Below are 15,894 nucleotides of genomic sequence, written 5' to 3' on the forward strand. Positions count from 1 at the left end.
CAGGCGCCGGGAGGATATGAGAACGCGGGATTCCTTTGGCGAAGCGATGGCGGCGACCTGGAAGGTCTGTCTGTCCGAGCCGGTGCGCGCAGGCGATCCCCTGGTGGTTCAGGATATCGCCCGCGCCTCCCGCCTGAGCGCCACGCCGGTCCGTGAAGCCTTGGCCTGGCTGGCGGGACATGGACTGGTCGAACGTCGGATGGGGCGCGGCTATTTCGTGCCGGATCCGTCGGCGGCGGAAGTGGCACAGCTGTATGAGCTTCACTGCCGCTATCTGCTCTGGAGCCTTGAAACAGCGGGATCGCCAGGGCGACTGGAGCCGGTTCCCGACGTCTTGAATGTGCAGGAAAGGACGGCCTGGCTGTTTCGCTGCATCATGATGGGTTGCGGCGATGCGGCCATGGCTGAGGCCCAGGGCCGGGCGGCGGCGCGGCTGCGTCTCTTCTGGCGGGCGGAGCAGGAAATCTGCCGGCCCGACCCCTCCGGCCTCACCAGGGCGGAGGGGGCGTTCTTCGCCAGGCAGCCTGGTCCGGTCCGTCTGTTCGTGGCGGACTTTCATGACGAGCGGGCCGCAAAGGCCGGTCAGATCGCGGCCGCTCTCAGGTCGCCATCGCCAAATATATCTCAAATATAGTTTGAATATAGATTCTCACTGGTGCGTCCTCGCCACAGGCATTTCGCCTGTATGGAAAGGAGCATGTGATGACGCCGACACTCATTCCGCTGGGGTCCGCCCGCCAGGAAACGCGGGCCTGCGACCATGGAGAGACCATGGAGCTGACTCCTGTCTATTTCTACTGCCAGCCCGGGGCTGCCCGGGATGTCATGCCGCTCGGAGCCGCCAGCGCGGTCACGCGGGCGGCTACGGTCGGGGATGAGGTCGAACTCAACCCCATCTATGAGTGGACGCCGCCGGGCGTTCGTCAGGACTGAGAGGACAGGGCGCTGTTCCTGCAGCGCCCCGTTTCTTCCTGCCCGAACCATGGAAATGCACCTTAAAACCGGCGTTTATGCCGCTGTAATTGAGGAAGATGTCGTCCTTCTGGATGTCGCGCAGGATTCCTATCTGTGCGTGCCAGGAGGCGCATCGGCCATTGCCGGCGCGGCGCCGGATCTGAAACTCCGGCCCGGGCCGATGGCGCAGAAGCTGCAGGCCGCGGGTCTGGTCGATGAAGGTCCGACCGAGGCGCGACGGGCCCTGCCCCTACATCCGCGACGATCGATCATTCATGACGTCCGCGCGGGGCCGATGCGGCTTTCGGACCTCTGGCTGCTGGCCGGCGCCCTGGGGGACCTGCGGAAGGTTCGGCGGGGCCCGGGTCTGGAGCGCTATCTGGATCTCGCGGCAGACGGCGCGTCGCTGTCAGGAGATCCCGAACGTCTGCAGTCAGAGGCGCGCCGGTTCCATGATCTGGTGGTCTGGGCCCCGTTCGAAGGCGAGTGCCTTCAGCGCTCGGCGCTGCTGATCGCCTGGCTGCGCCGGCACGGACTGCGGGCCGACTGGGTGTTCGGCGTCCGCCTGTGGCCCTTCTCCGCCCACTGCTGGGTGCAGTGCGATGATGTCTGCCTCAATGACGATTTCGAGCGTCTCCAGGCCTTTACCCCGATCCTGTGCCGATGACGCCGCTGTCGCCCCATGCCCACGGCTATGTGTTGGTCGATCGGCGAACGACGTCTGAGGACGGCGCTGATGCGGTTGACGCATGCTTCCTTGCTCTGCGGGATGGAGGCTGGCGCCGGGCCCTCGACATCAACGGTCTTCAGGTGTGGCTGGGTCCGCGCTCGCGCCTGAAAGCAGTACAGGTCCACCGGCGACATGTCCTGATCGGCGACTGGCGCGGCGGCGCCCGCTCCCTGGCGTCGCTGATCGGCGAAAGCCGCTCCGCCATCGAAATCGCCCGACGCGCCGTAGACAGCGGCTGGGGCCGATATGTCCTCGCATGGATTGATGACGCCACGGATGCGCTCGCCCTGCTGCGGGATCCCTCCGGCGCCCTGGACTGCGTCTGGTGGAGGGCGGACGGGGTCACGGTCGCCACGGCGGAGCCGCCGCCGGAACTTGATCCGCTGTGGCCTGATCATGTCGGCATCGACTGGACGACCCTGGCGGACTGTCTCGAAAATGTCGCCGTCATCGCCGACCGTCTGGCGGTGCGTGGCCTGTCTCCGGTCAGGCCGGGCGAACTCGTCATCACAGGCGCGCCTTCGGTCGCCCATGAGATCTGGAGCCCGGCGGCCTTCTGTCGCCGCCAGCGCGACTGGGATGATAACCCCGCAGCCCTGGAAGCGGTCGTTGACCAGACGACGGCGGCCCTGGTCTCGGGCCATCGCCATATCGTTGCAGAACTGTCGGGCGGGCTCGATTCCTCCGTGGTCGCCGCCGGACTCGTCGCCGCCGGCCGGGCGAAAGACGCCGTCTTCATCAACTATTACGGAGCCCGGCCTGAAGGCGATGAGCGCCTGTGGGCCGCGGAATCGGCTGAAACGCTCGGCGTTACCCTGGAGTATGCGGCCAAGGCCGCCGCCGCCGTCACCATCAGACAGCTGATGGGTCCGGGTCAGGCCCTGCGCCCCGGCCTGAACGGTCTGGACATGGCCTATGATGCGGACATGGCGCGCCGCGCTGAGGCGGCGGGCGCAACCGGCATCCTCAGCGGACAGGGCGGCGACGCCGTTTTCCACTACGCCGCTGATCCGGACATGATTGTCGATCGCTTCCGGCGCCTCGGACCACGCGCCCTCTCGCCGGCCTGGCTGACCCGCATGGCGCACTGGACCGGGACGCCGGCCTGGGCTCTGGCATGCCGCGCCTTTCGCGTGACGCCGCAGAGCCGACCCGAAGGCGGCCATCACTGGTCAGACGCAGAAGGTCTGCCGCCGGCAAAGGCCGGCCAGTTGCGGGCCCTGGCCAATGTCCAGCTGTTCTGGGGCGACGCCCTGAGGGCGAGGCAGGCCGAACTTCTGCAGCCGCTGCTGGCGCAGCCCGTGGTCGAGCACTGCCTGAGGATTCCCGTCGACGTCCTGACCCGGGGCGCACGTGACCGCGCTCTCGCGCGACAGGCTTTCGCCCACAGGCTGCCGGCCCGCCTGATTGAGCGCCGGGGCAAGGGCGACCTGACGCAGCATTACGGCAGGATCGTTCATGCCAGCCTGCCCCTGCTACGACCCTTCCTGCTCGAAGGCGAACTCGCCAGCCGTCGCCTGATCGACACGGTCGAGATGGCCCGTGCTCTCGATGAGAACGCCCTGATCCGGCATCCCGCCAGCAATCGTCGCCTGATCGCCGCCGCGCTGGAAGCCTGGACCCGCACCTGGCTGGCACGGCTGGAGCGGCGTCGGCGTCAGGTAGCGATCCAGCCACGCGATAACGCGCTGGTAGAGCTCCCGGATGTTGCCAGGACTGGTGAAGGTGTGGCCTTCCCCGAATCCCGTCAGCAGGGCCGCTTCCCGGTTGAGACGATACAGGGCGCCGAAAAGGCTCCCGAGCCGAGCCCCGTCCAGATCGCTTTCGATGAGAAGGGTCGGGGTCCTGATCCGGGCCGCAGCGTAAAGCGGGCTTCGGTCGATATAGGCCTTGGGCGCAAGGGCCAGCGGCCGGCCGATGCCTCCCTGACCCGTCTCGGCCCAGCCGGCGACTGAGATGATCGGGACGCCGTCGCGCGTCGTCGAGCGCCAGTAGAGCCGTTGATCGGCTATGCCGGCCAGGTCGCCGTAGCCGTGCGACGCGATCACGGCCCGGAAACGGTTCGTCTGGGCAGCGGCCAGAAGGACGCCGTGCCCCCCAAAACTGTGCCCGATCAGGGCCGCACGCTGGGGGTCGACAAGGCCCCTGGCGGCGGCGGCGTCGAGAACGGCCTCCAGCCGTGCGCCGATGTCGCCGAGATCCCCGCGGCTGCGGTCATAGGGCAGGCTCGGCACGATCACCGCATAGCCAGCGGCAGCCAGGACGTGGGGATTGAGATGGCGCTGGGCGTAGCCGGGCTGAAGCAGGGCGGGCGGCGCGGCGTGGATGTCCCCCGGATAGGCGAGGATCACGACCGGGGGCGGGTTGGGTCTGTCCTGGCGCGGCGGTCGCAGCAGCCAGCTGGTGAGGCGGACGCCATCCGGTCCGGAATGTTCGATCGCGACGATATCGCCCCATTCGATCGCCTCAAGGGCGGGATTGACCGTCAGCAGGGGCCGCGATGCATGGGTTTGATGAAGGGTGAGGGCCGTTGAACCGCGCGCTGAACGCCGCCGCCCCAGCAGCACCGGATCCCTCGCGGAGGCGCTGAGAACGGCGTCGCCGTCCTCCCATCCGGACAGGCAGGTCACGCGAAGGCTTTCAGCCGTGGTCAGGCACCCTGAGCCGTTGGCCAGAGGCTGGCGGCCAAGCCAGGCCGGATCGGGGTTGTGGTTGCGCCGGTCGCCGCCGTCGAAAGCGCTCTCGGTCAGGGTGAAGCGTCCCCGGACAAGGGGGACATCGGCGCCAAACGGCTTCAGCCCGTTCCTGTTCAGGACCATCAGACGGTCGCCGGCCCAGACCAGTTTTTCGCCGGACTCCCCGACGGCGACGGGAGGCTGCAGCCCGGTTTCGGAGCGCTCCAGCCAGACGCGGGCGCCGTCCGCCGCGCGAACCTGGACGACCGGTGAGGCGCCGTTCCAGCCGGCATGGACCAGAGGAATGCCGTCCCATGTCGCCTCCATCCATGGCGTATGGCCCGCCAGGTCCAGAGCCTCCGGCTCGCCGTCGGCGCCCATGATCCAGAACCGGCCCTCGCTGAAGCGTTTTTCGTCGGAGCGGGCATAGGCGATCAGACGACGGCCGTCGGGAGACCAGGTCAGCAGATGGGTGATGAAGTCCTGACCGGGCAGGGGTTCGATGGCGCGGCCGGCGTCCAGATCGGCGAGGACGAGACGTCGCCGGCGCAGCCATTCTCCGGTGGACGCAGGCGTACTGACGTCGATCTGGTAGTCTTCCGCGCTCTTCAGGGCAGCGACCATGCGCCCGTCTGGAGAAATCTCGAGATCAAAGAACTCGCCGCGCGCGAGAACCTGTTCCTCCCCCGTGGCGACATCAAGCCTGATGAGGCGCGAGGGACGTGCGTGTTCGCGCTCGTCACGCCCGGAGCCGCTGGGAACGTAAACCGTGGACGTCGTATGGCCGCTGGCGGCGGCCCGCCAAAGGGCCGAAACCTGATCCTGGGCCCCGTGCGGCAGGCGCAGGAAAAGCGGCAGATCGTCAGCCTCCCGGGCGATCAGCACCAGTTCCCTGTCTGATCGCCAGGCGACGGTCTGGCCCAGACGCGGATATTCCGGCGTGAGGTCGCGCCAGCGGACCTGCAGGTCGTCGAGAGACAGGATCCCCAGACGCCAGGCGCCCTCGGTCAGCCGGTAGACGACCATGTGGCGCCCGTCCGGTGAAAAGGGGCCGGACAGATAGCCGGCGGCGGCGCCGGGATCATGGAGAACCAGGGCTGGCGACGCTTCGCTCCGACGCCTGATCTCCAGCCGGGTGAGCAGATGCGAGGTCAGGGCGCCGTACCGGTAGGTGGCGGCGCTGTCCCAGCGTCCCTGTCGCTCGATGACGACCCACTGGCCGTCAGGACTGATGCGGGTCCTGCCCACGGCTTCCATCGACAGAAGATCAGCCGTTGAAAGGGGGCGCTGTTCCAGCGCAGCCGCCGGGAGGGCGACGCTAAGCGCCGCCGCAAGGATTGCCATGGCCGGGCGCATCACCAGCTCCGGACCAGCTGCAGCGACAGGTAGCGGCCCCGGACGTCGGCGTTGGCCGCGTCATAGCCGACGCCTGCGGGGGAGTCGTAGAAGGGCGGATCCCGGTCAAACAGATTGTCGACGTTGAACATCAGCGCCGTGCCCGCCAGAGGTCCGGCCGTCGGCCTGTATCGGAGGCTGAGGTCGAAGGTGGTCCAGGAGCCGATCGGCCTGCCAGCCAGATCCCGGTAGTCGGCCACATGGCTCAGGCCCACGGCGCCGGACCAGTGCTCCCGCTCCCAGTCGAGATGGGCCCGGCCCCGCAGGCTCACGGGATAGTTGGGTCGATCCAGCTGGGATACGACCGGAGAGGTCGGCGTGGCGCGGGCGTCAAACCGGTCCAGCCAGGTCAGGTTGACGCTGGCGTCCATGGCCCAGGGGCCAAGAGCGAAGGGAAGGGCGGCCGTGAAGTCCACGCCCTGGGTGATCACCCGCGCCGTATTGACGTAGCGGGCGTCCACGATCGCCCCATAGGCCGTGGCGGGGAACATGTCCCTCAGGCTGGTCGTCGGCAGGTCGAGGATCGCCTGCATGTCCGCCCGGTCGGCAGCGTTGTTCACGGGGTCGATGAAACGGATGAAGGCCGCGAGCGCCGGGTCGGAAAGCGCCGTCAGGATGTTCTCCGACGCCGGCTGGCCGATCCGGTTGTCGAAGGCGATGCGGAAGCCGTTCGCGCTGAGACGCAGACCCGGCGCGAAGGCGGGACGCCAGTCTGCGCCGAGCGTCCAGGTGCGGGCCTCCTCGGGCTCAAGGTCCGGATTGCCGCCGTAGAGGATCATGGACAGGACCTGGGCCGCGCCCCGCGGCAGGATGCTCGGGCCGGCGCGCGGCGCGTCATTGATCTCGCGCAGCGCGGGGGCCCGGAAGGACTCCCCATAGTTGACCCGGACCAGAACGTCCGACCGGGGCTCCCACAGCAGGCCGAGTTTGGGACTGAGCGTCTGGCCGATGTCCTCGTAGTCTTCGAAACGCGCCGCCAGGGAAAGCTCCAGCCGCTCCAGGCCGGGCCTCGTGAAATCCGCGCCGAACAGGGGAATCCGGGCTTCCGAGAAGAGCGACGTGACCTTGCGGGCGCCCTTGCCCGGCGCGCCCATGGCGGGGATCGCGCCAGAGGTGAAGCTGTCAGCCTGGCGGCGGAAGTCCTCCTGCCGGAAGCCGGCCCCCGCCGCCAGGCGCAGCGGACCGGCGGGCAGGGTCCAAAGGGGACCATCGGCCTGCAGATGAACGGTCGTGACGCGGGTGTCGAACTCCGAGCGCGCCCAGCCGGAGCCGATGAAATCGAGCACGGCTGAAGGGCTGTTCGAACCATCCGCAAAAGGATTGAAATAGCCGTCGCGCGCCGTGCTGAAGCTGGTGGCGGGATTGTCCGCAACCGCGCCGAGAGCCTCGCGCAGCAGGGTCGAGTTCAGCAGACCCGTCGTGCGGCCTTCGCCGTGCTCCGCAGCATGGGCCAGGTAGCCGTCCAGGCGCCATCGCCCCGGCAGGGTTACGGTCGCGCCCAGGGTGGCGCCGAAACTTTCGGCCAGACCGTCTGAGGCTGGATTGCCCAGATCGTCGCGAAAATTATAGGCGATCGTGTGGGAACCGGCGCCAACGGGCGAGACGAAATGGGGGTTGGCCGTGGTGACGGTGAAGACGGTGGATTCGCCGGGCGCGACCGTGTCCCAGGTCCGGCGGCCGTAACGGGCGTCGGCGTTGAGGGTCAGCCGGTCGCCGATCTCCTGGTTCCAGGCGAGAAATCCGGCATGCCGGGTCTGGCGTGGCAGGATTTTCACCCCCGCCCGGTTGTTCGACAGGTTGACCTGACCGGGAAGGAAGTCGCCGGGCGAAAGCGCCGTCCCGTCCTGGCCGGGCGGAATGGCGTAGTCTGGAATCTCGCCCAGAACCGGATCGCGACGGAGGATGTTGCCGGGGTTGCTGAAGTAGACCCGCCGATCCGATCCGCCGCGCCAGCGCAGGTCGGCGTCGCCAGCCAGCCGCCGCCGGGCGGCCGCCAGGGCGTCGCGCTGGTTGAACTCATAGACGGCCAGAAGACTTCCGCCCGTCCATCGGCGCCCGAACATCTGGCCGATCTGACGGTCCTGCATCGCGCCGTCGGCCGTGCCGCCCACACGCAGGCGCGTCTCCGCCCCGTCGTAGTCCGTGCGAAGGATGATGTTGACCACGCCGCCGACCGCATCGGCGCCATAAAGGGCGGAGGCGCCGTCGAGCAGGACGTCGATCCGGCTGACGGCGCTGGCCGGAATCGTCGAGATGTCTGCAAAATCGCCCTTGTTTCCGCTGCCCGCCAGACGACGGCCGTTGATCAGGACGAGGGTTGCGTCGCTGCCGAGGCCCCTGAGGTTCACGCCTGACGCATAGGTCGCGTTGCCGCCGCCGCGATCCGCACCGGCGCTGATCGCGGCCTCATTGCCGGATCCGCCGAAATTCTGTGAAAGATCCGACAGGGCGTCCGCCACGGTTCCGTGACCGCGCCGGTCCATCCCGTCCCGGCTGACCACCACCACGGGAGAGGGGCCGTCGGCTGCGCCCCGGAGCAGGGTGCCGGTGACGATGATCTCGTCCAGCACGGTGGCCTCGTCGTCCAGACCTGCGCGCCGGGCGGGGTCATGCAGGACGAAGACGCCGGGCCGGCTCTGCCGGAAGGCGAGGCCGGAGCCTTCAAGCAGGCGCTCCAGGGCGGCAGGCGAAGTCAGCTGACCGCGAACCGGCTGCCCGGTCCGTCCGGCGACCAGTTCGGCCGGATAGAGGATCTGGTCGCCGCTCTGGCGGGCGAATGCGGCGAGCCCCGCCCCCAGCGGTCCGCCGGGGATGTCGAAATCCCGCACCGCCGCAGCAGTCTGGGCCCAGACCGGCGCAGCCGCCGTCATCAGGGCCGCGGCGGCCGTACTGCACAATCCCATACGCATCTGATCTTCCCCCTCGTTCTAGCCGCAGTGCGGCGGTCTGAGGAAGAGACGGGCAGGGGCCGGCCATACCCTGAACGGGCGCCGGATTTATTTTCAGGACGATGCGTTGCCGGGACGGTCGGCGATGAGCAGCCGCCCGTCCCGCCGGGTCGCCGTGACGGGGTAGAGGTCGCTCAGCGCGGCGGCGAAGCCCTCCACGTCCCCGGCGTTGAAGGCGCCGCTGACCGGCGTCGGGGCCAGGCCTGGCGACGCCAGCTCGACCTTTACCGACGAATAGCGGTTCATCTCCTCGACCGCTTCGCGAAGGGGCGTGTGATCGAAGATCAGCCGTCCGGTGGTCCAGCTGGTCGCGGCGGCGACATTGACGGGTTCGACGCGGGGGCTGGGGCGTGTGGTGACGACCTGCTGCCCAGGGCTCAGGGTCCAGCCGCCCGGCGTGTCGGTCGTCGCCACGGCGACACGGCCTTCTGCGAGGATCACGCGAGCCCCGCCATCCAGCCGCCTGACGTCAAACCGGGTGCCCAGCGCCCGCACCTCGACATCGCCGGCGGACACGACGAAGGGACGCGACGGATCGGCGGCGACGTCGAACATCGCCTGGCCTTCGATCAGCCTGATGCTGCGGCGATCGCCGGAAAGCCGGACCGAAATGCGGCTCGCCGTGTCCAGGGTCACGGTCGAGCCGTCGGCGAGGGTGATGGTCCGGCGCTCGCCGACCCCGGCGCCATAGGTCAGCGGCTGGAGGATGTTCCAGCCGACAAGGGCGCAGACGATCAGGGCCGCTCCGGCGCCGGCGGCCGCCAGATACCCCAGGGGCCTCTGGCGACGTCGGGTCTGCTTCGGACGCGCTGCCGTCTCGGCCATGCGTTCGATGTCCGGATCGGAGGCCAGGACGCCGGCGCTCTCCCACAGGCGCTCGACCCTCCCGTAGGCTTCGGCGTTCGCCGGAATCCGGCGCCAGGCGGCGAAGGCATGGACGTCTTCGCTCGAGACCCGACGCTGGTTCAGCCGGGAAAACCAGGCGGACGCTTCCTGCCGCCGTTTGTCGCTGTCGGAATCGACCATCGTCCCGCCTAGTCGTCCAGCCGCTTGAGGCAATGATCCAGAGCCTTTGACATGCGCCACTCAACGGTTTTCACGCTGACGCCCTGAAGCCGGGCGATGTCTGCGTAAGTCATACCCCTAAAACGGCTGAGGACGAAGACGTCCCTGTAAAGCGGCGGCATGGACTGAAGGATCTGCTTCAGCTGCATCGCCTCCGCCTGATCGCCGGGCGTGGCGGTCGCGTGGACGGCGCCGGCCAGCCAGGCGGACTGAACGGCCTCCCTGCGCCTGCCGTCCCGCAGCAGATTGGTGGCGATGCGTAGCAACAGGGCCTTGGGGTGACGGATGTCGTCGGGCGCATAGGGCGCCAGCCGGATATAGGTTTCCTGAACCAGATCGGCGGCCTGGTCGGCGCCGACATGACGGCGCAGACGTCGCCGGAGCCAGTCGGCATAACCCCTGTAAAGCTCATCAAGGCCTGTCGACCGAGGCCTTCCGCACTGTCCTGTATCGGCCACAACCTGCGCTCCAGCGAACCCGCAAAGGAGCGCCTGCCGCCAGAGGCGGCGGGGGAATCACCGGGCGCGCGCCAGTAATCCCTGCGCCGACGGAGATCCGCCGCCCGCATTCGCCAGGCGTGCGCCGCGCTGGTCGCGGCTCGATGTGTTCAGCCTTCGCACAGGGGATTCCACGCCCCTGCCGGCGCATGAGGCCGGCGGGGGAAGCATGAATCATTTGGAATCAGGCTGCAAGCCGGGAGGGGTCGGGCGTTGGAATCCTCGCAAAGGGTGAGGCCCGCTGCTTCAGATCGATGCGACGCCTTCGTGCGTGACGAGCCCCGGCACAGGCATCGATCCTATCCACGGCGCCCGACGTCTCCAGCCTAGCGGGTGTGCGCCCGCATGCTCAAGTCGCGCTGTTTGGCCGCATCTGGCCGCAAGAATGTTGCGGGCGGACCGCAAGACTCCTTCGTTGATCAATGTTCGTTCTTTGAGTGTAGTCACCGATCCAGCAATGGAGGGGTTGATGGAAGATGGTTTCTCCCTGCCGCGGCTCAGTCCCCGCGAGCTTGAATGTCTGACATGGGTCAGTCTTGGAAAAAGTTCGACGGATATAGGATCGATACTCGATATCTCGTCCAGAACCGTGGACGCCTACCTTGAAAAGGCCTGTTCGAAGCTCAGCGTGCGAACAAGAATAGAGGCGGTCGTCATGGCGGTTCAGATGGAGATCATTGAGCGGCCCTGACGTCGTCAGCGTCGGGGCGCGTCAATCCGGTGCTGGCGCAGAAGGTCGTCGGTTATGAGGGGAGGGGGCTTCCCTTCCAGCATTCCGCTCATCGCCGCGGCGACAGGCGAAGGTATTGAAAAGGTCCCGAGCAGGTGAAACGACGACGCCGGGATCGAGTGATAATTCTGGCTTCCCTTTCCGGCGTAGGTGGTGTCGGCGCCTGAACTGCGCTGTCCGCCGGACCGCATGCGGGCAATCGCTGCTGCATCGAGTTCGGCGGCGATGACCAGGGCCCGTTCCCGCTGTTCAAGACCGGCCAGAAGGTAGCCGGCCCCCTCTGACTTGTCCCACCGTGGCTTTACGAGAATCGTATGGAGGCAGCGGATCCCCGCCGTCGCGAGGACGTCGATGACGTCGGCTTCTCCCCGGTTCAGGCCAAACGCCAGGGTGCGCCCCTCCATGGGGTATTTGTGCTTGATCTCCAGAAACCAGACCTGGTCGTCATCAACCAGAACGCGGTCAAGATTCCACACAGCCCTGAACCAGGGCTGGATCCCGTAGTTCAGAAAGAGCCGGGGAAGGACCACACGTGCGCCAAGCTCGGGTCCGTACCGGCTGGTCAGGTATCCCCAGAAGCTCGCCCGGTGACGTCGTATGTCGCGCACTTCGTGAGCGACCGTCACTGGCTCTGGGCGAAGGCGTCCTGAAAGGGCCGCCATCGCTTCCTCCAGCGGCGCTGCTTCGCCGACGAGGCCTCCTTCGCGCCATCGCCGAAGGACCAGGTCTCCGTCCGCGGCGGGCTCGACCACGTGGACCTGGAACGCCTTTTCCAGCGCGATGAGGTAGCGGCCCAGGCCAGACTGACGACTGTGCACGAGAACGAAGGCCAGCCATCTGCCCCTGTGCCGAACCACGGCGGTGTCCACGTCGAGAAGGGTTGCCGAGGGCCTGAGCGGCGGAATGCGCTCATAGATCTGGTCGATCAGGCTTTCGACGACGAGGCCTTCGGCCAGCTGATGCTTGTCGCTCGAGATGATCTCGCCGCACAGGTCGAGCGAAGTCAGGTCAAGGTCGGCAAGCTGGCCCCATGGTGTCTGCATGGAAATACTCGAAGTCGCGAGGGGCTGTTCCGGGAAGCTCCAATAGGGCGGTTCGAGGACAACGTGAAGTATCGGTCAGCCGCACGTCCATCTCTCGCGGTGCAAGAGAAGCGTCAGGCTTGCGCCTGACGCTTTCCGTCCTCGTTCAGACTGCCAAGGTCTCCGCCAGAGACGAGAGAGAGGCGAGTTAGTCGCCTCGAGGAGCAGCCACCAACGTCCGAACCTTGAGCATAGCACGGCTGACCAGGGATTTGAAGCGGCGCCACTGGTACGGCGCCAAGCGGACAACCTTCGAAATGAGGACCTCAACGGCCAGAACTGCGCAGGGGGCGAATGTCACGACCAGGCCGATCGCGGAGTTTCCTGACGCCACCAGGATTGCAGCGAGGATTAGCGTAGCAGGCAGCCAGACAATCATGCGTTTGAGCGCACGGAGCGTCGCCGTGGCGCTGACGCGCGATGATCGGCTGTAGGATACTGGTGACTCGGTCCGGTTGTGGAACAGCGCTGCGCCCACCGACGCCACAACGTCGTCATTGGATAGGTAGGCGATGTGGCTCTTTATGGGATCAAGGCTCTTCGTGTTCTCGACAACGTAGTTTTCGATTTCCGCCGTCCGGATATCAGCACCGTCAGTCTGATCGCCGAGGGGAGTGAAAAGCGGATCGCTGACGATATCGACACGATCGAAGATGTTCAGCCAGCGGAAACGCTGGCGACCGTTCCAGAAAAACGGCTCCTGGGAGAGATTTCCGAAGAGGTCATCCGCCAGGCGGCCAGCCCGATAGGATTGGCCTTCCCTGGTGCGGAAGAAGTAGAAAATTTTGTCGATTGGCGATCCGAGAGTAAAAAGGTGACTTATCTTGTTGAGTTTGACGTAGGTCTTCCGGTCCTGACGTGCTTCATTGCGCCGGCCAATCACTGATAAGGTCTCCAGCGTAATCGCTGTGCCCAGACTGTGTGCCACAATGACGACCCGCTTGCAGGCCGGATCACAGGTAATGTGCTCGAACAGGTTCCGCGTTTTGTTCAGAATTTCCTGACGACGATGAAACTCAAGATCGCGATCGTCGGTGTTGTTCCAGATGAAAACGTCCGAAAATGTCTCCGAAAGGAACTTTGAGCCGAAGCAGGCCACAAGAGAGAGTGCGATCAACTGAAGAGCAAGCCCACCTATAGCCCAAATATCGCGCGCGCCGGTGGTCATGACCTGAACGGACAATGCGGTCATCAGGAGGAGGGCTGGCAGCCCCATACGATAGAAGTGTCGAGTAAGGTCAGCTGCTAGGTTCTCCACAGGCAGACGAATGTCATTCCAGGCCTGTACCGTTGCAGCGATTGGTTCGCCCCAGTGGTGTCCCAGCTTTTTGGTCGCGAACTCGGTAAATGCCTTGTCGTCCATCGCACGACGAGGATTTCGTCGCTCGAAACGCGCACCTTCCGCGCCCCGAAAACGTTGTATCGCCGAAAGCAGACTGGCGTCGACATAGTCCTGACGGCGCGCTTCGTCTGGATCTGACGGCCGGCTCCTCTCAACCCGAAGGCGATGGAGGCGAGCAATCCGCAGGCGTGTCGCCTCCCGCCAGGACCGTCCGGCAATCTCGGTGGGTTTGGTCAGACGCCCAATCGCCCAAAGTGCAACCCGCCGCGCTGACGCTCCTCGGGCTGTCACCGGTGACCAGTAGGCTTCATAGGCTCTATAGCGCCCCTGGACGCGCCACCGCATAGTATTCCCCCAAGCGTCGAACACGGGCTCGAAGCGGTCGAACTGCATGAAAGGCTGATCATCGCCGTCGCCGGCACGTGACGGTTCAGTTCGCGCTTTGAATCGCCGCAGGGCGCCATCATCCTCATCGCAACTGTCTTCCAGAGCTTCCAGTAACTGACCAAGATTCTCGTGGCGGCCCTGTGGACCCATGCCGTGGACAAAAACCACTGCCGTATAAGTGTCGACACGTCGTGACGACGAAGAGGTCTGCGTCATCTCGGGCTGTCCGGTGAAGCTGCGATCAAGAGGAGGGCCTGGAGTTACCGGAGCTTGATGAAACCGGAAAGTCCATAACACTGCACGAGCACTCAGGGGCATGGGCCCGCATGAAGCGCCTCTCCAGCCGTTGCCCGAAAAGGGATATTTCGGATGGAGCCGCGTGCTATCCTGCTCAGTGGAAATCCCGCGATCCCGGCAGGATGCGGACGTCCCGCGGATGCCGGTGCGACGGGTGTCGCGGCGGTTGCGGGTTAGCGACGACATCGGCGCGTGCGAGCTGGATGTCGGTTTCGTGGTCTTCTGACAGGCGGGACAGTTCGGCGCTGCGGTCGATGACGCGGCGGGCCACGACGTGGACGACGCCTTCGGGGCTCTTCTCGACCAGGCCTTCGATCTGCATCAGTCGGGCACCCATGATCTCGCGTCGGAACTGGTCCAGCATCCGCGCCCAGAGGACGACGTTGGTGATGCCGGTCTCGTCCTCCAGGGTGACGAAGACGGCGTTGCCCTTGCCTGGTCGTTGACGCACCAGGACCACGCCCGCGACCTGCACCAGGGAGCCGCCGCGTTTGGCTTCGGTTTCGGCGCAGGTCAGGACCCGCTCGGCGAGGAAGACGGGGCGCAGGATGGCCATGGGGTGGGCTTTCAGCGACAGGCGCGCGGTCTGGTAGTCGGCGGCGACGTGCTCGCCCAGCGGCATCAGGGGCAGATGGGCGTCGGGCTCCGCGCCCAGTTCACGGGCGCCGCGCTCCCGCGCCTCGGCGGCGGCGAACAAAGGCAGGGGATCATCGTCGGGCAGGCGGCGCACCGCCCACAGGGCCTCGCGCCGATCCTGTCCCAGGGAACGGAAGGCGTCGGCGTCAGCCAGCTTGCGCATGGCGGCGGCAGGCAGTTCGGCGCGACGAGCCAGGGTTTCGATATCGGCGAAGGGCGCATCGGCCCGCGCCGTCGACAGGGCCTTGGCCCAATCCTCCTTGAAGCCGTCGATCTGGCGCAGGCCCAGACGCAGCGCGGGCGTCTTCACAGGCCCCTCCAGACTGTTGTCCCAGTCGCTGTGCGAGACGTCGACGGGGCGCACCTCGACCCCGCCGACCTCCTGCGCCTCGCGCACGATCTGGGCGGGCGCATAGAAGCCCATGGGCTGGCTGTTCAGCAGGGCGCAGGCGAAGGCCGCCGGGTGGCGGTGCTTGATCCAGGAAGAGACATAGACCAGCCGGGCGAAACTGGCGGCGTGGCTTTCAGGGAAGCCGTAGGAGCCGAAGCCCTTGATCTGCTCGAAGCAGCGCTGGGCGAAGGCCGGGTCATAACCGCGTTCGACCATCCGCCCGACCATCCGGGTTTCATAGGTATGCAGGCTGCCGTCGCCACGGAAGGTGCCCATGGCCTTGCGCAGGCCGTTGGCCTCGGCGGGCGAGAACCGGGCGGCGACCATGGCGACCTTCATGGCCTGTTCCTGGAACAGGGGTACGCCGAGGGTCTTGTGCAGCACCTGTTCCAGTTCGTCGGGCGGGCCGTGATCTGGGGAGGGTGAGGAATAGACGACCTCCTCCACACCGTTGCGGCGACGCAGATAGGGGTGAACCATGTCGCCCTGGATCGGGCCGGGGCGGACGATGGCGACCTGGATGACAAGGTCATAGAGGCAACGGGGCCTCAGCCGCGGCAGCATGTTGATCTGGGCCCGGCTCTCGACCTGGAAGACGCCGATCGACTGGCCTCGACACAGCATGTCGTAAACGGCCGGGTCCTCGCGCGGGAGGGTGTGCAGTTCCCAATCCTCCTTCTCATGCGCGCGGATCAGGTCAAACGCCTTGCGGATGCAGGTCAGCATGCCCAGCGCCAGCACATCGACCTTCATCAGGCGCAGGGC

The 15,894-nt window shown here is 66.5% G+C and carries 11 protein-coding genes and 1 pseudogene; 5 read left to right on the forward strand and 7 right to left on the reverse strand.

All coding sequences use genetic code 11. The features are described 5' to 3' along the window. The first annotated feature begins 46 nt into the window (after positions 1-46). The 4 genes and pseudogenes from ACU5AP_RS13460 to ACU5AP_RS13475 all read left to right on the forward strand — a co-directional run. Positions 47-634 (forward strand): GntR family transcriptional regulator, encoded by a 588-nt coding sequence (locus ACU5AP_RS13460; RefSeq protein ID WP_446681356.1) that lies wholly within the window; start codon positions 47-49, stop codon positions 632-634. 68 nt (positions 635-702) lie between these two features. Continuing rightward, positions 703-933 carry a hypothetical protein gene (locus tag ACU5AP_RS13465; RefSeq protein WP_446681357.1) on the forward strand — a complete coding sequence of 77 codons (231 nt, stop codon included), beginning with the start codon at positions 703-705 and terminating at the stop codon, positions 931-933. Positions 934-982: 49 nt separating this feature from the next. Continuing rightward, entirely contained in the window at positions 983-1,621 is a 639-nt protein-coding gene (locus ACU5AP_RS13470; RefSeq protein ID WP_446681358.1) for a lasso peptide biosynthesis B2 protein, read from the forward strand. Beyond that, a pseudogene (locus ACU5AP_RS13475) lies at positions 1,618-3,246 on the forward strand (asparagine synthase-related protein); the annotation flags it as partial. The gene ACU5AP_RS13470 and the pseudogene ACU5AP_RS13475, both read left to right, overlap by 4 nt. On the opposite strand, the gene ACU5AP_RS13480 reads toward ACU5AP_RS13475, so the two are convergent. From ACU5AP_RS13480 to ACU5AP_RS13495, 4 genes are all read right to left on the reverse strand, one after another. Continuing rightward, positions 3,160-5,715 carry a prolyl oligopeptidase family serine peptidase gene (locus ACU5AP_RS13480; RefSeq protein WP_446681365.1) on the reverse strand — a complete coding sequence of 852 codons (2,556 nt, stop codon included), beginning with the start codon at positions 5,713-5,715 and terminating at the stop codon, positions 3,160-3,162. The pseudogene ACU5AP_RS13475 and the gene ACU5AP_RS13480 sit on opposite strands and share 87 nt — an antisense overlap. Beyond that, positions 5,715-8,663: a TonB-dependent receptor gene (locus ACU5AP_RS13485; RefSeq protein ID WP_446681359.1), complete on the reverse strand. Its 2,949-nt coding sequence runs from the start codon at positions 8,661-8,663 to the stop codon at positions 5,715-5,717. The genes ACU5AP_RS13480 and ACU5AP_RS13485 overlap by 1 nt, the downstream gene beginning before the upstream one ends. A gap of 93 nt (positions 8,664-8,756) precedes the next feature. Beyond that, positions 8,757-9,728, reverse strand: coding sequence for a FecR family protein (locus tag ACU5AP_RS13490; RefSeq protein ID WP_446681360.1), 972 nt, complete (start codon positions 9,726-9,728; stop codon positions 8,757-8,759). 8 nt (positions 9,729-9,736) lie between these two features. Then, positions 9,737-10,225 carry an RNA polymerase sigma factor gene (locus tag ACU5AP_RS13495; protein WP_440235124.1) on the reverse strand — a complete coding sequence of 163 codons (489 nt, stop codon included), beginning with the start codon at positions 10,223-10,225 and terminating at the stop codon, positions 9,737-9,739. Between the two features lie 424 nt (positions 10,226-10,649). Here ACU5AP_RS13495 and ACU5AP_RS13500 point away from each other — a divergent pair, with 424 nt between their 5' ends. Continuing rightward, the gene (locus ACU5AP_RS13500; protein ID WP_446681361.1) at positions 10,650-10,955 is read left to right on the forward strand and encodes a response regulator transcription factor; all 306 of its coding nucleotides are present in this window, start codon (positions 10,650-10,652) and stop codon (positions 10,953-10,955) included. A gap of 5 nt (positions 10,956-10,960) precedes the next feature. Here ACU5AP_RS13500 and ACU5AP_RS13505 read toward each other — a convergent pair whose 3' ends face one another. From ACU5AP_RS13505 to ACU5AP_RS13515, 3 genes are all read right to left on the reverse strand, one after another. After that, positions 10,961-12,037, reverse strand: coding sequence for a hypothetical protein (locus ACU5AP_RS13505; protein ID WP_446681362.1), 1,077 nt, complete (start codon positions 12,035-12,037; stop codon positions 10,961-10,963). A 187-nt stretch (positions 12,038-12,224) separates the two neighbouring features. Beyond that, positions 12,225-14,021, reverse strand: a complete 1,797-nt coding sequence (locus tag ACU5AP_RS13510) for a hypothetical protein (RefSeq protein ID WP_446681363.1) — start codon at positions 14,019-14,021, stop codon at positions 12,225-12,227. A gap of 175 nt (positions 14,022-14,196) precedes the next feature. Then, on the reverse strand, positions 14,197-15,894 hold a 1,698-nt coding region (locus tag ACU5AP_RS13515; RefSeq protein ID WP_446681364.1), incomplete at its 5' end, for a helix-hairpin-helix domain-containing protein.

The organism is Brevundimonas sp. RM1 (genome assembly GCF_052907225.1).